At 72.0% G+C, this 22,287-nt stretch carries 19 protein-coding genes and 1 tRNA gene; 4 read left to right on the top strand and 16 right to left on the bottom strand.

The genetic code is table 11. The features are described from left to right. Positions 1–350: hypothetical protein (locus tag ACRX5S_RS29230; protein WP_436776133.1), on the bottom strand; the 350-nt coding region annotated here is incomplete at its 3' end. Between the two features lie 109 nt (positions 351–459). Here ACRX5S_RS29230 and ACRX5S_RS29235 point away from each other — a divergent pair. Beyond that, positions 460–693 (top strand): DUF4287 domain-containing protein, encoded by a 234-nt coding sequence (locus ACRX5S_RS29235; RefSeq protein ID WP_358355496.1) that lies wholly within the window; start codon positions 460–462, stop codon positions 691–693. Positions 694–891: 198 nt separating this feature from the next. On the opposite strand, the gene ACRX5S_RS29240 is transcribed toward ACRX5S_RS29235, so the two are convergent. From ACRX5S_RS29240 to ACRX5S_RS29285, 10 genes are all read right to left on the bottom strand, one after another. Then, positions 892–1,776, bottom strand: coding sequence for a Bax inhibitor-1/YccA family protein (locus ACRX5S_RS29240; protein ID WP_436776134.1), 885 nt, complete (start codon positions 1,774–1,776; stop codon positions 892–894). Between the two features lie 403 nt (positions 1,777–2,179). Then, positions 2,180–2,261, bottom strand: a tRNA-Leu gene (locus ACRX5S_RS29245). A gap of 72 nt (positions 2,262–2,333) precedes the next feature. Beyond that, positions 2,334–3,608, bottom strand: a complete 1,275-nt coding sequence (locus ACRX5S_RS29250) for a class I SAM-dependent methyltransferase (protein WP_436776164.1) — start codon at positions 3,606–3,608, stop codon at positions 2,334–2,336. Positions 3,609–3,878: 270 nt separating this feature from the next. Beyond that, complete coding sequence (locus ACRX5S_RS29255; RefSeq protein ID WP_436776135.1) at positions 3,879–5,237, bottom strand: NAD(P)/FAD-dependent oxidoreductase; 1,359 nt, start codon at positions 5,235–5,237, stop codon at positions 3,879–3,881. Between the two features lie 491 nt (positions 5,238–5,728). Beyond that, a complete protein-coding gene (locus ACRX5S_RS29260; protein WP_436776136.1) occupies positions 5,729–6,691 on the bottom strand; it encodes a Ppx/GppA phosphatase family protein in 963 nt (320 codons plus the stop codon). Beyond that, positions 6,688–7,242: a DUF501 domain-containing protein gene (locus tag ACRX5S_RS29265; RefSeq protein WP_436776137.1), complete on the bottom strand. Its 555-nt coding sequence runs from the start codon at positions 7,240–7,242 to the stop codon at positions 6,688–6,690. The genes ACRX5S_RS29260 and ACRX5S_RS29265 overlap by 4 nt, the downstream gene beginning before the upstream one ends. A gap of 192 nt (positions 7,243–7,434) precedes the next feature. Next, positions 7,435–8,169 (bottom strand): FtsB family cell division protein, encoded by a 735-nt coding sequence (locus ACRX5S_RS29270; protein WP_436776138.1) that lies wholly within the window; start codon positions 8,167–8,169, stop codon positions 7,435–7,437. Positions 8,170–8,231: 62 nt separating this feature from the next. After that, complete coding sequence (eno, locus tag ACRX5S_RS29275) at positions 8,232–9,518, bottom strand: phosphopyruvate hydratase (protein WP_436776139.1); 1,287 nt, start codon at positions 9,516–9,518, stop codon at positions 8,232–8,234. Positions 9,519–9,613: 95 nt separating this feature from the next. Further along, entirely contained in the window at positions 9,614–11,254 is a 1,641-nt protein-coding gene (locus ACRX5S_RS29280; RefSeq protein ID WP_436776140.1) for an amidohydrolase, read from the bottom strand. 50 nt (positions 11,255–11,304) lie between these two features. After that, the gene (locus tag ACRX5S_RS29285; protein WP_436776141.1) at positions 11,305–12,909 is read right to left on the bottom strand and encodes an APC family permease; all 1,605 of its coding nucleotides are present in this window, start codon (positions 12,907–12,909) and stop codon (positions 11,305–11,307) included. A 394-nt stretch (positions 12,910–13,303) separates the two neighbouring features. On the opposite strand from ACRX5S_RS29285, the gene ACRX5S_RS29290 reads away from it, so the two are divergent. Next, positions 13,304–14,041: a TetR/AcrR family transcriptional regulator gene (locus ACRX5S_RS29290; protein WP_436776142.1), complete on the top strand. Its 738-nt coding sequence runs from the start codon at positions 13,304–13,306 to the stop codon at positions 14,039–14,041. Between the two features lie 186 nt (positions 14,042–14,227). On the opposite strand, the gene ACRX5S_RS29295 is transcribed toward ACRX5S_RS29290, so the two are convergent. Beyond that, complete coding sequence (locus ACRX5S_RS29295) at positions 14,228–14,671, bottom strand: pyridoxamine 5'-phosphate oxidase family protein (RefSeq protein ID WP_436776143.1); 444 nt, start codon at positions 14,669–14,671, stop codon at positions 14,228–14,230. 612 nt (positions 14,672–15,283) lie between these two features. On the opposite strand from ACRX5S_RS29295, the gene ACRX5S_RS29300 reads away from it, so the two are divergent. Beyond that, the gene (locus ACRX5S_RS29300) at positions 15,284–16,090 is read left to right on the top strand and encodes a glycosyltransferase family 2 protein (protein ID WP_436776144.1); all 807 of its coding nucleotides are present in this window, start codon (positions 15,284–15,286) and stop codon (positions 16,088–16,090) included. 29 nt (positions 16,091–16,119) lie between these two features. Here ACRX5S_RS29300 and ACRX5S_RS29305 read toward each other — a convergent pair whose 3' ends face one another. Beyond that, positions 16,120–16,752: an alpha-ketoglutarate-dependent dioxygenase AlkB gene (locus ACRX5S_RS29305; RefSeq protein ID WP_436776145.1), complete on the bottom strand. Its 633-nt coding sequence runs from the start codon at positions 16,750–16,752 to the stop codon at positions 16,120–16,122. A 303-nt stretch (positions 16,753–17,055) separates the two neighbouring features. After that, the gene (locus ACRX5S_RS29310; protein WP_436776146.1) at positions 17,056–18,162 is read right to left on the bottom strand and encodes a glycosyltransferase family 4 protein; all 1,107 of its coding nucleotides are present in this window, start codon (positions 18,160–18,162) and stop codon (positions 17,056–17,058) included. Positions 18,163–18,687: 525 nt separating this feature from the next. On the opposite strand from ACRX5S_RS29310, the gene ACRX5S_RS29315 reads away from it, so the two are divergent. After that, positions 18,688–19,626, top strand: a complete 939-nt coding sequence (locus ACRX5S_RS29315; protein WP_436776147.1) for an FkbM family methyltransferase — start codon at positions 18,688–18,690, stop codon at positions 19,624–19,626. Here the strand turns inward: ACRX5S_RS29315 and ACRX5S_RS29320 are convergent. Both ACRX5S_RS29320 and ACRX5S_RS29325 read right to left on the bottom strand, forming a co-directional pair. Continuing rightward, positions 19,523–20,365: a class I SAM-dependent methyltransferase gene (locus ACRX5S_RS29320; protein WP_436776148.1), complete on the bottom strand. Its 843-nt coding sequence runs from the start codon at positions 20,363–20,365 to the stop codon at positions 19,523–19,525. The two genes, ACRX5S_RS29315 and ACRX5S_RS29320, sit on opposite strands and share 104 nt — an antisense overlap. A gap of 148 nt (positions 20,366–20,513) precedes the next feature. Next, positions 20,514–22,028, bottom strand: coding sequence for a polysaccharide biosynthesis protein (locus ACRX5S_RS29325; RefSeq protein ID WP_436776149.1), 1,515 nt, complete (start codon positions 22,026–22,028; stop codon positions 20,514–20,516). Positions 22,029–22,287 lie beyond the last annotated feature (259 nt).

Here is a 22,287-nt window from a genome sequence, read left to right on the forward strand (position 1 = left end):
CCGGCCGCCGCTGCGGCGCGCTCGCCGAGGTGCGCCGCCAGGTCGAGCCCCGTCACCGCGATCTGGTCGCCGACCGCGAACACCCCGAGGTCCGGCACCTCGTAGCCCGCGGGCGCGTCGCCGAGCGCGGCGAGCGTACGCGCGAGCGCGAGCCCGGCCTGCGCACGCGTACGCTCCGGATCTGACGGCCCGTCAGGCATGAGGCGCCCTCGCAACCGCGACTCGGAGAGGTGGCGGTACCGGTCGGCGAGCCTGCGCACCTCCCGGGCGAGCACCGCGTGGCCGGAAAGCGCCGAACCGGACCCGTTCCCGGACGGTTGCCGGGGCGTTTCAGCGGGGAGGGTGGACATATCCGGAGCGTACCGTTCGGCGATCGCACCGACTGATGCGCTTCGACCAGTTGCCAACCGTTCGCCCGTCATGCACGCTCGGGTCACGGAACGCTCACCGGAGGCGCTTATGTCCTTGCCGCACTTCTCCGAAGAGACGCACAGGAACCTTCTCGCCCGGGTTCCCTCCGTCACCGGCCGCGAACTCCCCGAATGGTTCAAGGAGATCGACGAGGGCCCCTGTTTCTCCCGCTTCGAGGACCGGGTCCACTGGCTCCAGGACGAACACAGCATCGCGCACGGCCACGCCACCGCGATCATGCGTGAACACGACCGGCGCCGCATGTCGCGCGGCATGCGCTGACCGGGGACAGCCCCCAGAGCAGCCTCGTCCACCGAAGACCTTTCGTGGAGAAGTGCGTAGAACACCTCGCGGAGCACCCGCGGAAACACCTGTGGCGGTGACCCTGGAAGGGGCCACCGCCACTGTGGTGTCAGGTCGCGGATCTCAGGTCACGACACCTCTGGAGTCGCGCGACGCCGGTCGCGCATCGCGCGGACGCTAGTCGCGGAAGATCGCGAGCAGGCGCAGCAGCTCCAGGTAGATCCAGACCAGCGACAGCGTCAGGCCGAACGCGGCCCGCCACGCCTCGCGTTCCGGAGCGCCCGCCGCCACGAGCTGCTCCACCGTGTGGAAGTCCAGCGACAGGAAGAACGCACCGAGGGCGATGCCGACGAGGCCGAACACGATGCCCATCGCGCCGCCGCGCAGACCGGCGCTGCCGGAGAAGGCCATGAAGATCAGGTTCACGACCACCAGCAGCAGGAACGCCATGGCGATCGCGAGGCCGATGCGGGTGTAGCGCGCGGTGACCCGGATGCGGCCCGACTTGTAGGCCCACAGCATCGCGACGAAGATCGCCCCTGTACCGAGCACCGCCTGCACCACGATGCCGCTGTACGCGTTCTCGAACGCATGGCTCGCGGCACCGAGGAAGATGCCCTCCAGCGCGGCGTACCCGATCACCAGCGCCGGGTGGATCGTGCGCCGGAACGTGATGAACATGCCGAGGCCGAACGCCGCGAGCATCGACGCGAAGGCCCACGCGTAGTTCTCGGCGGGCAGCAGGGCCCACGCGCCGGCGCCGAAGACGACGACGGTCAGCAGCGTCAGGGCGGTCTTGGCCACGACGTCGTCGATGGTCATGCGGCCCGTCTGGAGCGGGCCGGCCGACTGCTGCTGATACATCTGGTTGAGCTGGTCGGGCGTCATCGGGCCGCCGTACTGGGGCTGCTGCTGCCCGTACTGGGCGGTGTTCCCGCCGAACGGGTTGCCGCCGGACGGCTGCTGCCCGTAGGGCGCGCCGTACTGCGGCGCCTGCTGCGGCCCGGCCTGCGGCGTTCCGAAGGCCCCCCGCCGCGAGAGGACCGGGTTGCTGCTCCTCATGTCAACTCCTCCATGCCCCTGCGTCGGTGCGGGGTCTGGGCTCAAGAGTAATCGTTCAGTAAAGCAACCGGGGTGACCGGTTCCCTGTGACTGGTTCCGTGTTACCCGCGAGCCCGACCCCTTCCCCGTCTTGTGGGGAAGAACGCCCGGGCGACCGTGATTGTGCCCGATACGACAGCGGCGTGGTGAGGGACACCCGTCATTGACGACCCGGGGCACCGGCATCAGGAGTTCTATGGAACGTCCCGGGCTCTGCCGCGCGTGACGAGTGCGGTACGGAGGGTTCGCGGAGGGTCGAGGTGTCGCGCGGGGACGCCCTCCCGCGCGGACCCGACTCCTCCCGGCCTGGTCCGACGTGGCGGCGTCGGTGGCGTTTCCCCAGGTCAGAGCCTTTTTCATCCGGTGCCCGGAGCCGGACTCGAACCGGCACGGCCGTGCGGCCAGCGAGGTTTAAGCTCGCCGTGTCTGCGTTCCACCATCCGGGCGCGATGCCGAGCGTAGCGGCATCGCAGCACCCTGTTGACCACCCCGCGTCGACTCGGCCCGCGGACCTTCGCTCATCGGACACGCCGGGCGAGCGTGAGCTGTGAGACGCCCAGGTACCCCGCCCGGAATCCGGCCTCGCAGTAGGCCAGATAGAACTCCCACATGCGTCGGAACGTCGCGTCGAATCCGAGGCGTTCGACCTCCTCGGCGCGCGCCAGGAACCCGTCGCGCCACAGCCGCAGCGTCTCGGCGTAGTGCGGGCCGAAGTCGCGGCGCTGCACCACCCGCAGCCGGGTGTGCTCGGCGAGCGCGCCGTCGATGGCCTCGGTCGAGGGGATCAGTCCGCCGGGGAAGACGTACTTGTGCATCCACGTCCACGTGTCGCGGGCTGCGCGCATGCGGTCGTCGGCCATGGTGATGGACTGCACGCAGGCCCGGCCGCCGGGGGCGAGGGCCCGGTCGATCGCCGCGAAGTAGGCGGGCCAGTAGCGCTCGCCGACGGCCTCGATCATCTCGACGCTGACCACGGCGTCGTACGTCCCCGACACCTCGCGGTAGTCGCAGAGCCGCACGTCGACCCGGTCGGCCACGCCCGCCTCGGCGAAGCGGCGCCGGGCGAGCGTGCGCTGCTCCTCGGACAGCGTGATGGTGACGACCTCGGCGCCCCGGGCCGCGGCGCGCAGCGCGAGCTCGCCCCAGCCCGTGCCGATCTCCAGGACCCGCGTGCCCTCGCCGACCGCGGCGGCGTCGAGAACCGCGTCGATCTTCCGCCGCTGCGCGTCCGCCAGTTCGTCGCCCGGCTCGAACAGGGCCGAGGAGTAGGTCATCGTCTCGTCGAGGAAGAGCGCGAAGAGGTCGTTGGACAGGTCGTAGTGGCGGCTGATGTTGCCGCGCGCACCCGACGGGGTGTTCTCCTCGTCGGCCGGGCGCACGGCGAGGGCCCAGCGGCGCAGCTTCTGGAGCGGCTTGGGGACGAGACTGTCGAGGCGGCGGGCGAACACCGTGAGGACGCCGGTCGGGTCGTCGGCGTCCCACGCGCCGGTCATCCACGCCTCGCCGAAGCCGATCAGGCCGTCGGCGCCGATGCGGCGGTAGAACTCGTCGGGACGCACGATGCGCATCACCGGGTCGCCGAAGCCGCCGCCGCCGACCACACGGCCGCCGGGCAGGTGCACCCGGACCCGCAGGCCGCGCACGGCGTTCAGGAAGATGCGCCTGGCGACCAGGGCGCGGGCGGGCGCGTCCGGGACCGCGGCGAGACCCGGCCACCGCTCGGTGTCCGGGCCGCCCCGTTCGGCCGCGGATCCGGTGGTGCCGGACGCGGCCCGCAGGCGCGCGGCGGACACGCCGCCCGGGCCCGTGCTCGGCTTGCCGGTGCTCGTCGTACTCGTGCTCACTGCGCTCGCCTCACTCCCGCTGCATGTCGACTTTCGTACGTTTCCCAGCAGGGGCGAGAATGACGCTCGTTTTCGTCCGTTTGCCGGGCGTACGGAACCGGCGGTGCCGAACCGGTCGTACCGGGGCAACGCGTCAGGGCCCGTACCCCTTCCCGGGGTACGGGCCCTGACGGTGGATCAGGTGCGGTGCGCGATCTGCTTCCGACGGCCGCCGTACGGTCAGGCGCTCTTGCTCGCCGCCGCCTCGGGAGCCGGGGCGGGCGGCAGCGCGGCCTCCGCGAACTCGTCGCGCGGGTGCTCCATGGAGCCGAGCGAGACGATCTCGCGGCGGAAGAACATCGCGAGCGTCCAGTCCGCGACGATGCGCGTCTTCCGGTTGAAGGTCGGCATCGCGTACATGTGGTACGTGCGGTGGAACAGCCACGCCGGCAGGCCCTTGAGCTTGAACTTGCCGAACATGATCGCGACACCCTTGTGCAGGCCGAGGCCCGCCACCGCGCCGAGGTTCTTGTGCTTGTACTCCTTGACGGGGAAGCCGCGCATGGCGCTGACGACGTTGTCGCCGAGCTGCTTGGCCTGGCGCACCGCGTGCTGGGCGTTCGGCGGGCACCACGCGCCCTCGCCGGCGGCGAGGTCGGGCACCTGCGCGTTGTCGCCGGCCGCGAACACGTGGTCCATGCCGGTGACCTGGAGCGTCGGGCGGGTGTCGACGTGGCCGCGCGGGCCGAGCGGCAGGCCGAAGTCGGCGAGCGCCGGGTTGGGCTTGACGCCCGCGGTCCACACGATGGTGGACGCGTCGAACTCGGTGCCGTCCGACAGCACGCAGTGCTTGTCGACGCAGGACTGGAGCGAGGTTTCGAGGTAGAACTCGATGCCGCGCTCCTTGAGCTTCTTCAAGGTCCACTTGCCGAGCTCGTCGCCGACCTCGGGGAGGATGCGGTGCATCGCCTCGACCATGATGAAGCGCATGTCGTCGCGGCTGATGCTCTTGTAGTACTTGACCGCGTCGCGGGCCATGTCCTCGATCTCGGCGAGCGCCTCGATGCCGGCGAAGCCGCCGCCGACGAACGCGAAGGTCAGCGCCTTGCGGCGGATCTCCGGGTCGGTGGTGGAGTCGGCGATGTCGAGTTGGCCGAGGACGTGGTTGCGGAGGGCGATGGCCTCTTCGATGGTCTTGAAGCCGATGCCGTTCTCCGCGAGACCGGGGATCGGGAACGTGCGGGATATCGAGCCGAGGGCGACGACGAGGTAGTCGAACTCGTGGTCGTACGCCTCGCCGACGAGCGGGACGACGCGGGCGACCTTGCGGTCCTGGTCGATGTCGGTGATCCGGCCGGTGACAACGTCGGCCTTCGGCAGGGCGCGACGCAGCGGGACGACGACGTGGCGCGGCGAGAGGCTGCCCGCGGCCGCCTCGGGCAGGAAGGGCTGGTACGTCATGTACGACCGCGGGTCCACGACCGTGACGGAGACCTCTCCGTACTTGGCCTTCTTGAGGATGCGCTGTGCGGCGTACAGGCCGACGTACCCGCCGCCGACGACGAGGATGCGGTGGCGACGGTCCTTGTTGCTGCTCATGTACGGAAGTATCCCGGAGCAGAAGGGGGTTCGGTCGGGAGGCCGCTGGCTGCCGTCGGGCACCCCCGTGATACCCTGCGCGGTTTTGTTTTCCGGGACACCCGCCTGCGGATGGCCGGGCCGCCGCCCCGGAACGCCTTGGTATCCCAACCAGCCCTCCGGACAAGGGCGATGACCTGCAACGATCCGCGGGACCCGGGCTCTCCCGACATCCGTGTGATCCCGGTCATGATCTTGCGAACGGGTCCATGACGGGGTCAACCAACCCGACTGCGGGGCCCGCCGGACCGCGATCGCCCCCACTTAGCCCCAAGGTGACGAAAAGAATCGGCGCCGCCCATGTGAAGAGTTTCACAAACAAAGTCGCCAAATATCCCGAGGGGTGGGACGGGCGCGTGTTCGGGGTCTGTTCGGGCGCTTGTCCGGGTCTGTTCGGGAACTTGCCCCGGGGCCTGTTCGAGGCCTGCTCGTGCACTCGTGCAGGTGCTCGCTCAGACGAGCGTGGACCAGGCGATTCCATCCAAAATGTCGTGCTCTGACACCACGACTTCGCGGGCTCCGACGCGCTCCATGACGGTCAGCAGGACGAGCGCCCCGGCCCCGATGACGTCGACGCGGCCCGGGTGCATCACCGGGATCGCGGCGCGCTCGTCGTGGGTGGCGGCGAGCAGGCGTTCGGTGATCTCGCGGACCCGGTCGACCGCGATACGCGCGTGGTGGATGCGGCTCGCGTCGTACTCCGGCAGGTCGAGCGCGATCCCGGCCACGGTGGCGACCGAACCGGCCAGGCCCACCAGGGTGTTGGCGCGCTCCAGCGGCACCGCCTCGGCGGCCAGGTCGATCGCGGCGTCGATGTCGGCCTTCGCGGCGGCGATCTCGGTGGCGGTGGGCGGGTCGGAGCGCAGGTGTCGCTCGGTCATGCGGACGCAGCCCATGTCGACGGACCGGGCCGCCTCGACGCGGTCGGCGCCGAGCACGAACTCGGTGGAGCCGCCGCCGATGTCGACGACGAGGAAGGGGCGGGCGAAGGCGGTGGAGCCCGGGGCGGCGGCCGGGTCCGGGCCTCCGGTGAGTTCGCGGGTGGCGCCGGTGAAGGACAGCGCGGCCTCTTCGTCGCCGGTGACGACCTCGGGTTCGACGCCCAGGATCTCGCGTACGCCGGAACGGAAGTCCTCGCGGTTCTCGGCGTCCCGGCTCGCGCTGGTGGCCACGAAGCGCAGCCGCTTGGCGCCCAGCGCTTCGATGGCCTCGTGGTAGTCCCGGCAGGCGGCGAAGGTGCGCTCCAGCGCCTCGGGGGCCAGGCGTCCGGTCGTGTCGACGCTCTGACCGAGGCGCACGATGCGCATACGGCGGTCGAGGTCGACCAGGGTCCCGGTGTCCGGGTCGACGTCGGCGACCAGGAGGCGGATCGAGTTGGTGCCGCAGTCGATCGCGGCCACGCGTTCGGTCGTCACGAGTCCCCTCCGGTTCGGGTGTTGGGGTCGGCGGTGATGGCGGTTGTGGTGCCGGACTCGGCGTCCGTGCCGCCGTCCGGGGCTACACAGGGCCCCTTCCTCCACCACTCGGGCAGCGCCGCAAGGGCTTCGTCACCCAGCGGGTTCACGCCCGGCCCCGCGGCGAGCGAGTGCGCGACGAGCACGTGCAGACACTTGACCCGGTCGGGCATGCCGCCCGCGGACGGGAAGCCCGCCAACACCTCGATCGCGTCCCGCCGCCGGATGTAGTCCTCGTGCGCGGCGCGGTAGCGGGCGGCGAGGTCGGCGTCCGCGGCAAGTCGGTCGTTCATCTCGCGCATGAGGCCGTCGGACTCCAGCGTCCCAATGGCGGACGCGGCGCGCGGGCACGTCAGGTAGTACATCGTCGGGAACGGGCTGCCGTCCTCCAGGCGCGGCGCGGTCTCGACCACGTCGGGCAGCGCGCACGGGCAGCGGTGGGCGACCCCGCGCAGCCCGCGGGGGGTGCGGCCGAGCTGGGCGGTGACGGAGGCGACGTCCTGCGGATCCATGGCGGTCAGTATTTCCGATGGGGTGGGAGGGGGCGAAACGCGCACGGACGGCGGGGGCGTGCGCGGATCACGGGAGGGGAACTTCGGCGGACGGTGACTCCGCCCAGCGATAGGGGCGGCGTGGGGAGTCCGGGGGCGGTTGTCGGTTCGGGTGGCTCTCGCGCTTCGGAGGTTGAGCACGTGAGCGTTGGGTCAGCGGGCGGTGCTTCGCGGGTCGACGATTGTTTCGTCCGGAGGCGGCGGCGGGGGCTGCGGGGTGGCGGACGGGGTGGGCTTGGCGTCGGCTTCGCGGACGGTCGTCCACAGGGTGTCGGGCCAGTCGCCCTGGGGCTTGGCCGCGGTGTCCTGGGAGCCGGTCGGGGCGGGGGGCGGGACGACGGAGTACGCCATGTCGCCCGGGTTCACGAAGTGGAGCTGCATGCGCGCCTGCTGGCGGACGTACGCGGGGTCCTTCCAACGCTCAAGCTCCTCGCGCAGCCGCTCGACCTCCTCGCGGTGGTCGCGCGTCTGCTCGCGCAGATCCGCGCGTTCGCGCTGCTGGCTGATGTACTGCCGGACCGGCACCACGAGGGCGATGGCCAGCACGCACACGACGAGCGCCAGCACGCCCGCGCGGCCGGTGAGCCGGTTGGGGCGGGATTTGGTGCCGCCCCACGTGATGACGATGCGGCGGCGCCTGGCCGGCTTCGGCGCCGGACCGCCCGGCGCGGCCTGGCGGTTCGCGGTCGCCTTGCGTACCGGTGCGGCGGCCTTCGCGGCACGGCCCGGCTTCGCGGCACCCGAGGGCCTCGGCCTTGCGGAGCCGCCCGAGGACGCGCCGGGACGCCGGGCGGCGCCGGAGCCGCTCCGCCCGCCCGTACCGCCGGCCGCCGCTCCCCTGCCCGCCCTGCCCGATCCGGTCCCCTTGCGTGCGTCCGCCTCGGACACGCGCCCTCCCTGCCGTCGGGCCGGCCGCACGGACCACCCGCGCGGCCGGGCCCGACGTTGCGTCAGGCGTCCGCCGAGAACCGCGGGAACGCGCTGCGGCCGGCGTAGACCGCCGCGTCGTCGAGGATCTCCTCGATGCGCAGCAACTGGTTGTACTTGGCCACGCGCTCGGAGCGGGCCGGGGCACCGGTCTTGATCTGGCCGCAGTCGGTCGCGACGGCCAGGTCGGCGATCGTGGTGTCCTCGGTCTCGCCCGAACGGTGACTCATCATGCACCGGTAACCGCTGCGGTGCGCGAGCGACACGGCGTCGAGGGTCTCGGTGAGCGTGCCGATCTGGTTGACCTTGACCAGCAGCGCGTTGGCGGTGGCGCTGTCGATGCCGCGCTGGAGCCGCTCCGGGTTGGTGACGAAGAGGTCGTCGCCGACGAGCTGGACCTTGCCGCCGAGGGTGTCGGTGAGCTGCTTCCAGCCCTCCCAGTCCTCCTCGTTCATCGGGTCCTCGATCGACACCAGCGGGTACGCGGAGACCAGCTCCGCGTAGTACGCCGCCATGTCGGCCGCCGACTTGGCGGCGCCCTCGAAGGTGTAAGCGCCGTCCTTGTAGAACTCGGTCGCGGCGACGTCCAGCGCCAGCGCCACGTCGCGGCCCGGCGTGAACCCGGCCTTGCCGATCGCCTCCAGGATCAGGTCCAGCGCGTCGCGGTTGCTCGGCAGGTCGGGGGCGAAGCCGCCCTCGTCGCCGATGCTGGTGGCCAGGCCGCGCGCCTTCAGGACCGACTTGAGCGCGTGGTACACCTCGGTGCCCCAGCGCACCGCCTCGGCGAAGGTCTCCGCGCCGATCGGCGCGATCATGAACTCCTGGATGTCGACGTTGGTGTCCGCGTGGGCACCGCCGTTCAGGATGTTCATCATCGGGACGGGCAGCACGTGCGCGTTCGGCCCGCCGAGGTAGCGGAACAACGGCAGTTCGGCGGCCTCCGCGGCGGCGTGCGCGACGGCCAGCGAGACGCCCAGCATGGCGTTGGCGCCGAGGTTGGACTTGTCGGCGGTGGCGTCGAGGTCGATCATCGTCTGGTCGACGATGCGCTGCTCGTCCGCGTCGATGCCGACGATCTCCGGCTGGATCTGCTCGATGACCGCGAGGACGGCCTTCTCGACGCCCTTGCCGCCGTACCGCGACGTGTCGCCGTCGCGCAGCTCGATTGCCTCGAACGCGCCGGTGGACGCACCGGACGGGACGGCCGCGCGGCCCTGGCTGCCGTCGTCGAGGACCACCTCGACCTCGACCGTGGGGTTGCCGCGGGAGTCGAGAATCTCGCGAGCGTGGACGACGTCGATGGACGGCACAGCATCTCCTTGGTGTTACCGGGCACGAGGGTCTGCTCGGCCGAGCCTAGTGCCTGCCCGCTCCGCGGGGTTCAGGGCAGGACGCGAACCGCACGTCAGGCGTCGCCGGCGGCGTACACGCGGGCGCCCTCGACGTACGTCAGCGCCGCGCGCGTCTCGTGGATGTCCTCGGGCGCCCCCGCGAAGGGGTTGCGGTCCAGGACCGTGAGGTCGGCCAGCTTGCCGGCCTCGATCGAGCCGGTCTCGTCGAAGTGGTTCACGTACGCCGACCCCGCCGTGTAGGCGGCGATCGCGGTGCCGAGGTCGAGGCGCTGCTCGGGCAGGAACACCCGGCTGTCGGAGCACGGCACGCGCCGGTTGACCGCGACGTGGATGCCGGCCATCGGGTCGGGGCTGGACACCGACCAGTCGCTGCCCGCCGCGAGGACCGCCCCGGCCTGCTGGAACGCGCGGAACGGATACTGCCACGCGCTGCGTTCCGCGCCGATGAACGGGATGCACAGCTCGTCCATCTGCTTCTCGTGCGCGGCCCACAGCGGCTGCATGTTGACCGCGACGTCCAGTTCGCGGAAGCGCGGGATGTCGCGCGGCGCGACGATCTGCACGTGCGCGACGTGGTGCCGCAGGTCGTTGAAGCCGTTGGCCTGGCGCGCGGCGGCCACGGCATCCAGGACCTCGGTGATCGCGCGGTCGCCGATCGCGTGGAAGTGCACCTGGAAGCCGTGCGCGTCGAGGAGCGTGACGTAGTCGCGCAGGAGCTCCGGATCGACCATCGACAGGCCCTTGTTGCCCGTCTTGCAGCCGCAGGCGTCGAGGTACGGCTCGCCGATCGCGGCGGTGAAGTTCTCGGGGATGCCGTCCTGCATCAGCTTGACCGTGCCCGCGTGGAAGCGGCCCACGGTGCCGCGCGTGCGGCGGTCGAGAAGGAAGTCGAGCTGTTCGGCGCCCTTTTCGCGGTCCCACCACAGCGCGCCCCGCACTCTGGCGGTGAGAAGGCCCGTTTCGGCGGCGGCCGTGTAGATGTCGAACTGGTCGTTCCAGCCCCCGAATTCACCGATGATGGCGTCCTGCCACGCGGTGATGCCGAGGGAGTGGAGGTACGCCTGCGCGTCGGCCAGGCCCTTCAGGTAGTCCTCGCGCGTCGGTTGCGGCGCGTGGCGGCCGACCAGGCCCATGGCGCCCTCGTGCAGGATGCCGCTCGGGGTGCCGTCCGGCTCGCGCTCGACGCGGCCGTCCGCGGGGTCGGGCGAGTCCTTGTCCAGGCCCGCGAGGTCGAGCGCGCGGGTGTTGCACCACGCGCTGTGGCCGTCGCGCACCGGCAGGAACACCGGGCGGTCGGGGACCACCGCGTCCAGCATCTGACGGGTCGCCAGCCCGCCGGGGAATGCCTCGAACGACCAGCCGCCGCCGAGGATCCAGGCGGCGTCGGGGTGGGAGTCGGCGTACGCCGCCACCGCGGCGACGCTCTCCTCCTGCGTCTCGGCCTCGGAGAGGTCGCAGCGGCCCATCGTGAGGCCCGCGAACACCGGGTGCACGTGGGCGTCCTGGAAACCAGGAACCAACAGGCGTCCGGCCAGGTCGACGGTTTCGGTGCGGGGGCCGACGAGTTCGCGGACCTCGTCGTGGCCGACCGCGGCGATGCGGCCGCCGCGCACCGCGACCGCGGTGGCCCAGCGACGGGCCGGATCGACGGTCAGGACAGGGCCGTTGAGGAGGACGAGGTCGGCGTACGTCATGGGGTGGTGGCGGCCTTTCGCGGTGTCGGTTGGGGGATTGGGGGCGTCGATCAGGGCGCGCGGTCGGGGTCGACCGAGCGAGGCAGCGTGAAGTAGTCGGGCCTGCGCACGAATTGGTTCCAGGCCGCGATCGGGATACCCAGGGCGATGACGGCCAGGGGCACCGCTACCAGGAAGCGGCCATTGGTGGCGTCGAACGCGATGTGGTCGGACGCCGTCCAGTTCAGCTTCACCATGTAGCCGCCCAGCGCGATCAGCGCCAGGCCGGACAAGCCCGGGACGACTGCCATCGTCAGCATGTTCCGTACAGAGTGGCGCAGTTCGTTCCGGAAGAGCAGGACGCACGCGAGGCCGACGACGCCGTACGAGAACGACACCAGGATGCCCACCGCGTTGACGGTGGCCATGATGACGTCGCTGAGCTTGCCGAGCGCCACGCCTACCACCGCGAGGACGAGGCTGATGCCGACCGTCACGTAAGTGCTGAACGCCGGGGTACGGTACGTCCGGTGCAGCTTCGCCCAGCGGTCCGACAGCACGCCGTTGCGGCCCATCGCCATGGTCAGCCGGGCGCCGCCGATGACGCTGGACTGGAGGCACGCGAGCGTCGAGAGGAGCATCGCCAGGTAGGCGACGAGGGCGCCCTGCCCGCCGAACATCTTGTCGGTGAGGTACGGCAGCGCGTTCGCCCCGTGTTCGGCGAACTCCTCCGCGGTCAGCGAGCGCTGGAACGCGGCGGCGGCGAACACGAACATCGCGGCCGCGAGGGCGATGGACAGCAGCCCCGCCTTGCCCGCGACCCGGCGGTCGACGTTCTCCTCCGAGACGCTGAACGCCGTCTCCCAGCCCCAGAAGGTATACGCGGCCATCAGCACGCCGCCCGCCATCACCGACGTGCCGTCGAAGCCGAACGGGTTGAACCAGCCCGCGTCGAAGGACGCCGTCGCGCCGCCGTCGCCGAGACCGAGGAACGCCGCGACGCAGACGGCCGTGACCACGACCACCGCGAAGCCGAACAGGACGGCCTGCACGCGCGCCGCCAGTTCCACGCCCCGCACCGCGGTCCAGGCGATGGCCGCGGTCCACCCGACGCCGATGGCCGTGGCCGACTTCATGGAGTCCAACGGGTCCACGCCGGCGCCGAGTTCGGCGGCCACGCCCAGCGTGAACTGTCCGGCGAGCTGGGTGCCGTAGGCCAGGAAGAGGATCGCGGTAGCGACGCCGATCCAGCCGAGCAGGAAGCCAAGCCAGGGGCCGAGGGCACGGCGTACCCACATATACGTGGTGCCGGCGTTGGGATCGCGTTCGGACAGGCGCGCGTAGCCGACGGCGATGCCGAGGATCGGCAGGCAGGCGATGAGGTACGTGGCCGGTATGCCGGTGCCGACGATCGCGCCGATCATGCCCAGGCCGAGGCCGATGCTGACAGTGGGGCTCATGTTGGCGAGCGCGAGCACGACGCCTTGGCGGACCCCGAGGGATTTGACGAGGCCTTCGGGGGCTTCCGCGCCTGGTTCTCGGCTCGGTTCTGGACCCGGTCCTTGGTCCGGTGCTCGGTCCGGTGCTGCGGATGGCGTTCGGCCGTGCTTCCGGGTCCGGTCCCCGGTCGGTTCCGGGGGCGTGGCGTCCGCGCGGCTGTCGGCGTCAACGGGCATATCGGCACTCCAAGGCAGGGCATGGCAGTACAGGCGGGCGGAGCTCGGGTAGCGCCTCCTCACAGGGGACGCGGGCGGGCCGCATGGGCCGCCCCGCGGCGTCCCGGGGTGTCAGGCAGACGTAAGGAAACACGGGTGTCAACGCATAAGTCAATGGCGTTGACAAAAGTGTTCCGCTCGCCACCTGCGGGTCTTTTCCCGCGCCGGGCACGGCAAGATGGGCGCCGGGAGGGGTTCGGCGTGCCGCCGGGCCCGCAACCGCGGATCGCCGAAACCGGGAGGGCTCGGAGAGCGCGGGCCCGGAGTACAGGCGAACAGGCCAGGCGCGACGAAGGCGTCCGGCCGACGGAGCGGATCCGGAGTGCAGCAGACCCGGAGCGAGGAGGGGCACGTCGTGGCAGGCACCGGATCAGGGGCCGGGGTACGCGGCACCCGGCGGCGCGCGGCGGCGTCCGGGCGGACGGGTGGAGGGCGGAGCGGCCGACCCGGGCTGTCCCCCGAGCGGATCGTCGACGGCTGTATCGCGCTGCTGGACGAGCAGGGGCCGGACGCGCTGACGTTCCGCCGCATCGGCGCCTACCTCGGGGTGGACCCGACGGCGCTGTACCGGCACTTCCGCGACAAGGACGAACTGGTGCTGGCCGTCGCGGACCGGCTGCTGGCGCGCAGCATGGAGAACTTCACGCCGTCCGACGACTGGCGCGGGACGCTGCGCGACATGCTCGCGCGCAGCCGCGAGGTGTATCTCGCGCACCCGGAGGCGGCGGTGCTGTCGGTCGCGCGCACGACGCGGCGTCCGGCGGAGATGGCGGCGGTCGAGACCATCCTCGGGACGCTCGCGGACGCGGGGTTCCCGCCGGAGGAGGCGGTCCGGTACTACCGGGTGCTCGTGGACTTCGTGCTGTCGTGGAGCGGGCTGGAGGCCGCCTACCTGACGCTGGATCAGGAGGCCCGGTCGGGGGACGAGGGCGCGTGGTCGCGCGAGTACGCGGGCGCACCCGCCGACCGCTACCCGCGCATCGCCGCGGCGTCGGCGTACCTGCCGACGGTGGAGCCGCAGGACAATTTCGAGCTCGCGTTGGACCTGCTGCTGGACGCGGTCGAGGTGCGGGCGGCGCGGTTCGGGGACTGAACGGGCGGGTGTTCGGGGGCTCAAGGGCGGGGTGGCCGGGGACGGACGGTGTGGCCGGACGGACCGAGTCCGTGGATCGGGTCGATCGACCGGGACCGCGACATTGACCGGGACCGCGAACCGGGGCGGTGGATCGGATCGGTGGACCGGGACCGCGGACCGGGCCGGGGGGCCGGGTCGGGCGGGTCAGACGAAGTAGCCGGGGCCGCCCGGGCCGCCGTCCAGGCCGAAGATCCGCCAGCGGGTCGGGGTGACGACGCCCAGGCTCGTGCCCTCCCGGGACAGCGCCCGGTGCTGCTGGGACAGGCCCTCGTCGCCGAGGATGTGCCGCATCGCGAACTCCCAGCGCTCCTGGGCCCACGCGTCCTCGCGCAGTTCCACCTCGCCCCACACGATCACGTGCGCGATGTCCCCGTCCTCGGCTATCGAGATGCAGACCTTGGGGTTCTTTTCGAGGTTCGACTTCTTGGTGCGGCCGGTCAGGCTCAGGTACAGGTGGTCTTCGTCGTACGCCAGCATCACGGGCGTCACGTGCGGCTCACCGGTCGGCGTCACCGTGCCGACGTGCACCCAGTGCTCGGGGTCACCGAGCATGTGGTCGAGCGCGCCCTTCAATTCCTGGTCGATCATCCTCTGCCGCCTCTCGTGTGCCGTCCCGCGCAGGTGCGGGTACGGTCCGACGGTTGTTCGACGCCGCCACGGTACCTCGGCCAGTGACGTGGGACACACGGCGGGGTCGGACAAGGTGCGGGCGGCTCGATGGGGTAGGCGGCTCGGGTGGGGTGGGGTGCCCGGGCGGTTCGGAGCGTTCGGGCGGCGAGCAGGGCCAGGGCGTCTGCCACGGTGGCGGCGGAGACGGCGACGACTGCGTCGGCGTAGCGCCCGCGCGGACGGGAGGTTCGGGTGACTGGTGTCGCCCGTTCCGCCGTACGCGACCACGCCGACACACACGCGTCGCCGCCGCCATCCGCCGTTCGACTGATCCGGCGCACACGGCGCCCCCGTGGCGCCGTGCACCCCGGCCCGACAACGATCTTGAGGGGCCTTCGGGCACGCGCTTCCCACCAAAGGGTGATTCCGGAGTGTCCGCCGTGACCTCGGTTCGTTGACCCGACAAGTCGACCGTGCGTCGACTCGGCCCACGGGAGTGTCCTCGCGTTCCCGTCGGACAGGGCGCGGGGTCGGGGTGCACGGTCCGGTCGTCATCCGGTCATCGGCCGGACATCACGGAAGGCGGTTGCGGTGCCCGAGGTCTCATTCGTCGTGCCCACACGCAACTCGGGGCGCACGTTGGAGGCGTGCCTGCGGAGTCTGCGCGCACAGGCCGGGGTCGCCGTCGAGGTGATCGTGGTCGACAACGCGTCGACCGACGCGACCCCGCAGATCGCCGCACGTTGGGCCGACCGGGTCCTGACCCACGGCCCCGAGCGCGGCGCGCAGCGGAACGCCGGATGGCAGGCCGCCAAGGCCCGCGTCGTCGCGTTCCTCGACAGTGACATGGTCCTGGACGCGGGGGCCGCGTCGGAGGCGTCCGCGGCCTTCTGCGAGGACCCCGGCCTCGGCGGTCTCATCGTGCCCGAATACGCGTTCGGGGCCGGGTTCTTCGCCCGCTGCCGCGCGCACGAGAAGCGCCTGCACGCGGGCGACCCGGCGACCGAGGGGGCCCGCTTCTTCCGCCGCGACGCGGTCGAACTGGCGGGCGGGTACGACGAGTCGCGCTACGCGGGCGAGGACTGGGAGTTCTCCGACCGGGTCGCCGCCGACGGCTGGACGATCGGCCGCCTCCAGTCCGCGCTCGGACACGACGAGGGCCGCGTCTCGCTGGGCCGCGCGTTCGCGAAGAAGCGGTACTACGGGCGGAATTTCTACGACTACGCGATGCTCCCACGCCAACAGCGGCGGCCTTTCGTACGCACGTCACTCGTGGGCTCCCCCGTCCGGCTGGCCAAGGCCCCGGCGCTGACGGTCGGCCTCGTCCTCCTCAAGGCGGTGGAGGTCGGCGGGATGCTGTGCGGCATGGCGGAGGAGCGCAGAGCGCGTCGCAACTGAGGCGGGGTGAGTCGGGCGGCACCCAGGGTTCAGGCCACCCCGCGCGGCCTGAACTGCACGCTGATGCGCGGGCCGGTGGGCCGGGCCGTCTTGGGGACGGCGTGTTCCCACGTCCGCTGGCACGATCCGCCCATGACCAGCAGGTCGCCGTGGCCCAGCCGTCGCCGAACGGTGCGTCCGGCGCCCCCGGCGCGCGGTCGGAGCAGCAGGTCGCGCGGCGCGCCCAGGGAGACGATCGCGACCATCGTGTCCTCGGTGGCCCCGCGGCCGATGCGGTCGCCGTGCCAGGCGACGCTGTCGCGGCCGTCGCGGTAGAAGCACAGGCCGACGGTGCGGAACGGCTCGCGGAGCTCGCGTGTGTAGTGCCCGGAAAGCGCCTCGCGCGCGGTGCCAAGTACCGCGTCGGGGAGTTCGTCGTCCTCGCCGTAGTAGGCGAGCAGGCGCGGTACGTCCACGACGCGGTCGTACATCTGCCGCCGCTCCGCCCGCCACGGCACTTCTTCCGCGAGCCGGGCGAACAGCGCGTCGGCGCCGCACAGCCAGCCCGGGAGCAGGTCGATCCACGCGCCGTCGCCGAGCACGGTCCGGCGCATCCCCCGCGTCGGACCGAGCCGGGCGTCGTCGCCCTGCCCGAAGAGCGACGTCTGAAGATAGACGGACATAACCGCAACAATAGCCCACGATATCGAAACTATGTTCGAGAAAGATTCGAGAACGAGTGCCGCTCGGGCGAGCGCAGGGCCGCCTTCGCCGCAGCAGGGCTTTCGTCGCAGCCGCCGGGCGGGCGCCGGGCGAGCCCGCTGCGGGTGGGCGGCGAGCTCGCTGCGGGCGGGCGACGCGACCCTGGCGGCGGGCGGGCGCAGCGCGACCCCGGCGGCGGGCAGCGGCGGCGGGCGGCGGGCGGCGGGCGGCGCAGCTTCGGCGGGGGCGGGCGGCGCAGGCCCGGCTCCCAGGGCCGTGCTCGGTCAGACGGCGTACTCGGGCAGATCCGCCGCCGGGGCCGGGACGGCCGACTCGCACGCCGCCCAAACGGCGTCGGCCACCTCGTCCCACGAAACCGCCCCGCCGCGCCACCCCTCGGGCGACGGGGCCTCGGCCCAGGCCGGGAGGTGCTCGGCGAGCCCGGCCGCGAGCGAACGCGGGTCAGGGCCGACCAGGACGCCGCCCGCGGCCGGGATCGAGTCGAGCAGGCCCGGGTTGGCATACCCGATCGCCGGGGTACCCATCGCGGCGGCCTCGTCGACGACCGGGCCCCACCCCTCGCGGACCGAGGTGCAGACCAGGGCGTGCGCGCGGGCGAGGAGTTGGTCGCGTACCGCACCCGGCACGCGGCCGTGGAAGCTGACGCCCGGCGGCGCGGCCCGGCGCAGGCGCGCGTACTCCGGGCCGTCGCCGACCAGCCACAGCCGGGCGGTCGGGATCTCGCGTCGCAGCAGCACGAAGGCCGCGAACAGTTGGTCGATCTGCTGGACCGCGGACAGCCGCCCCACGTGGATCAGTGTGGGCCGCACCTCGCGCGGTACGGACGGCCGCATGCGCGCGTCGATCCCTTGCGGCACCAGCTCGATGCGCCGCAGCCCGTACGCGCGCAGCGAACGGCGGCTGGACGGCGAAACGGTCAGCACCGGGACGTCCGCGAGCGCGCGCAGCCAACGCGGTTCGAGGACGTGGCGACCCACCATCGCGACGGGCCACGGGAGTTCGCAGTTCCAGATCTCGCGCGCGACCTGGTGCACGAGGGCGACGGTCGGCACTCCCCCGGCCCACCGCGCGCAGCCGAACGGCCGCGTGTTGACCTCGTCGACCAGCAGGTCGAAGTGCTCGCCGCGGGCGAGCGCGTCGCGGTACCAGACGCGGGCGGCGCGGTAGACGCCGAAGCGCCCGCCGGCCCGCACCAGGCGTACACCGTCCTCGTCGGTCTCCTCCACCGGGCGTCCGGCCGCGGCCGCGCCGAACCACGTGACCTCGTGCCCGCGCGCGGCCCACCGGCGGAGCACCTCGCGGGTGTAGACCTCGGCCCCGCCCGATGCGGGATGACCGGGGCCCTTCCAGTTGAAGAGGCAGACGCGCACCGGCCCAGATGTACCAGCGCGGCGACGGAATACGGCCGCGACGCGGAGCAGCGCGACCGGATGTTCCCCTGATCGAGGGACGAAGTGACCACCTGGTGCCCTGATTCGTTGACCCCGCGTTCCCCCGTTTCGTCAGGTCGTGTCTCCAAACTCCCGTCGGACAGCCCGCATCGCTGATGCGTGCGATCGCAAGGCGCAACCCCGCAGCTCGCACTCGGTCGTACTCGGTCGTACTCGCAAGGGATTGCAACGCAGCGAGCGCGCGTGCCAGGCGGCGCGGGCCCGGCAGGAGGTCGCAGACACGGCCCAGCCCGCGGCGTCCGTTCCGTTCGCCGAACACCTGCCGACCGCTTGCCGACCGTTCGCCGACTCCGTCGACCCTCCATCCGTCCGCCCCGCATGCGGTGGGCCGCCTGCCGTGGCCGCCACCGCCGTTCACCCGAGATCGTCTCTGTCGCCCTACCCCGAATGCCCCCTGTATGTCCGCCCTGTGAAGGGTGTTCGACGCCGTCCCCGAGGAGAGCCGTGGATCAGCCGACCGACCCCGCCACGTCCGTCGCTTCCGAGGGCGGTGGTGCGCCATCGGCGGCTCGGGTGCCGTCCCAGGGCCTGACGCGCGACACGCACGAGCGCGTACCGGAGACGCGCTACCGCCGCCACGCCACGAACCTCCGTCTGTGGCAGCGCAATCGGGCCTGGTGGGGCTCGGATCTGGGGACCGGCGCCAAACTGCGCTACTACGGCGACATGGTCGCGTCGTACACGCGTTGCGCCAGGGGGCGGGAGCGTACGGTCCGCTATCTCGACCAGGCGTTCGCGTTCGACAACATCGCGACGCCGCTCAACCTCCAGACGTATCCGCGCGAGGTGAGCCGCGATGTGCTGGGCAACATGCGGCCGGGATTCCGGGTCCGCACAGCCCTCGACGTGGGCGGCAACCTCGGGCAATTCGCGGTCACGCTGCGGCACTTCGTGCCGGAGTCGGAGATCGACGTCTTCGAGCCGAACGGCCTGATCCTCCCTCAGCTCGAAGCGAACACCGCACCGCTCAAGGGAGTTCGCGTCTGGCCGTACGCGCTGTCGCCGCGTCCGGTCGACGAGATGTTCTTCGACCCGGGTCGTTCCGCGACCGGTTCGATCCTCGCCGACCAGGTCGACGCCGTCGGCACGCCGCGCAGCCTCGCGGTGCGCAGCGTGAGCGACCCGTCGACGGTCACCGGCAACCAGGAGTACGACCTCGTCAAGATCGACGTCGAGGGCTATGAGCTCGAAGTGCTCAGGTGCCTCGGCGGCATGACGGTGCATTACCTGTACGTCGAGCTGTCCGGGGTGCGCGGCGTCTACCCGCACTCCGAACTGCTCATGCTGGTACGGCGTCAGTTCGGCGACTTCCGAGTGGTGTTCCAGGGTGCGTGCGACCGGCGTTCGGTGAGCCACCCGCTGCTGCTGGAGTTCTCCGGCTGAACCGTGCGGGCGTACGCGCGTGCGCGAGCAGGATCGCGGCGGCGGACGGCACCCGGGTGAGCAGGCGGTCCAGCGGCCGCCCGGGCGCCGGAACCGCCTCGAACGCGGCGCCGGACACCCGGATCGTCCGAAACCCCCGGGCGGTCAGGAACTCCACGAGCGCCCGGCGCGTGAACAGTCGCAGGTGGCCCGCGACTTCGTCACCCGGTCGGCCGTAGACGCCGGACAGCGCGACCTCGGAGAACGCCGGCTGCACGCCGGCGAGCAGCATCAGGCGGTTGAACCAGGCCGCCAGGTTCGGCGTGGACAGGAACAGGTGCCCACCCGGGCGCAGCACGCGGTACGCCTCGGCCACCGCGGCGTCGGGATCGACCAGGTGCTCGACGATCTCGCTCATGACGACGATGTCGGCCTCGCCGTCCGCGAACGGCAGCGGGCCCGCGTCCAGCGCGGCCCGTACGGTGCCGATGCCGCGCTCGCGGGCGCGCGCGAGGGCGGTCTCGGACCAGTCGACGCCGATCACGCGGTGCCCGCGGTTGGCTGCCAGGCCCGGGAGTTGCGCGAGGCGGGCGGTGGCGTAGCCGTCGCCGCAGCCGAGGTCCAGGACGGTGAGCGGCTTGACGGCGTGCTCGACGACGGGCCGGATCATGGCGAGCTGCCGCCGGATGCGGTCGGCGCCGGAGCGGTACGGGGTGTCATCGGCTTCGTGGAAGGCGCGCAGGGCGGCGGGCGTCGTCATGACGTGAAAACGACGGCCCGGTCCGCCGAGTGACGGGAAGTGCCCGGCACTCGGCGGTTCGGCTCAGAGGCTGTCGGTCGTCCGCGCCGTGGAGCGGGCGGCCGACAGCCCCTGAGCCAGGCGTCCGGCGGCGCCTGCGCGGGATCGCTCAGAAGTCGTCCGGGTAGGGCGCCGCGAAGGCCGCGGCTCCCTCGGACGGTGCGGAAGCGTACCCGGGCAGCAGCTCCGTCAGCAGCTCCCGGACGGCCTCGTTGTCGTTGCCCGCGGCCGCGCCGTACAACTCGGGCAGGCGTACCACCGCGCCGAGGGCGTCCACCGGCGGCACCGTCGCGTACACGCGCGGGTGCTCGGTCGGCAGGCGTTCCTCGGTGAGGGAGAAAAGCGCCTCGTGCAGTTTCTCGCCGGGCCGCAGGCCGGTGAAGCGGATCTCCACCTGCGGCTGGTTCACCTGTTCGACGAACTTGTGGACGAGGTCGACGATGCGTACCGGATCGCCCATGTCGAGGACGAAGATCTCGCCGCCCTGCGCCATGCGCCCGGCCTCCAGGACGAGGCCGACCGCCTCCTCGATGGTCATGAAGAAGCGGGTGACGTCCGGGTGCGTCACGGTGACCGGACCGCCGCCGCGCACCTGTTCGGCGAGCACCGAGAGGAGCGAGCCGCGGCTGCCGAGCACGTTGCCGAACCGCACGCCCGCGAAGACGCCGGGGGCCTGCGTGTTGGCCTGGACGATCAGTTCTGCCAGGCGCTTCGTGGCGCCGAGGACCGAGACCGGGTCGGCGGCCTTGTCGGTGGAGATGAGGATGAACCGCTCCACCCCGATGTCCAGCGCCGCGCGCACCAGGTTCTCGGTGCCGAGGACGTTGGACTTGACCGCCTCGCACGGGTGCCGTTCGAGCAGCGGCAGGTGCTTGTGCGCGGCGGCGTGGAACACGACCTCGGGCTTGAGGTCGCGGAAGATCTGCTCGATGCGCGGGCGGTCCCGGATGTCGGCGATCACGAGTGTGTCGTCGTCGAGGAGGGCCTCGCCCCATACGTCGAGTTGCAGCCGGTGCAGGTTCGACTCGTCGTGGTCCAGCATGTACATCTTGCTCGGGCCGAACCCGTATACCTGGCGGCACAGTTCGCTGCCGATCGAGCCGCCGGCGCCGGTCACCAGGACGCGGCGCCCGGCGATGACCTCGCGTACCGAGGCCGAGACGACGTGCAGTTCCTGGCGGCCGATCAGCCGGTTGACGTCGAGCGTGCGCATGTCCGAGCCGACGACGTCGCGCCGCAGCGCGACGAGGAAGGACGGCAGATAGCGCACGCTCGCGCCGACCGCCGAGGCGTCGGCGGCGACCGAGCGGAAGTCCTCGGGCGGCAGCCCGGGGATGGCGAGCACCACCACCTCGACGCCGAATTCGAGGCTCACGCCCACCAGTTCGTTGAGGCCGCCGAGCACCGGAAGGGTCTCCGGCAGCCCCGGCTCCTCCCAGGGCGGCCCGGCGACACGGACCTCTTTCTTGTGCGGATCGTCGTCGAGGAATCCCACCGGGCACAACCCGAACTCGGGTGTGCGCAGCAGGTCCCGCGCAAGCGCGCTGCCGGCCGACCCGGCCCCCACGACCAGGGTGCGCAGGCCCGCGCGCAGAGCGTTTGCCGACGTGGTCTCCAACCCCATCAAGCCCCCCAAAGTCAGGGGCATCGTCACCGTCGGCAGAACGCTCCCGGTCACGTGCTGAGCCGACGCTCTGCCGAACCCGCGGGTGAAAATCCCCATCCGCACCCAACGGGCCCACTCAGGCGTCGTCCCCGCGACTGCCCCTCCCGCCCCCACAACCCCGGCAGGCGCGGGAACGCCCACCGGTACCGCCGTTCAGACTACGGGTGCGATGCGCCCCCCGTGGGGAATTGAGCCGATTCCCCGCCCGAACCAGCGC

The organism is Yinghuangia sp. YIM S09857, from assembly GCF_051388915.1.
Taxonomy (GTDB): Bacteria; Actinomycetota; Actinomycetes; order Streptomycetales; family Streptomycetaceae; genus Yinghuangia.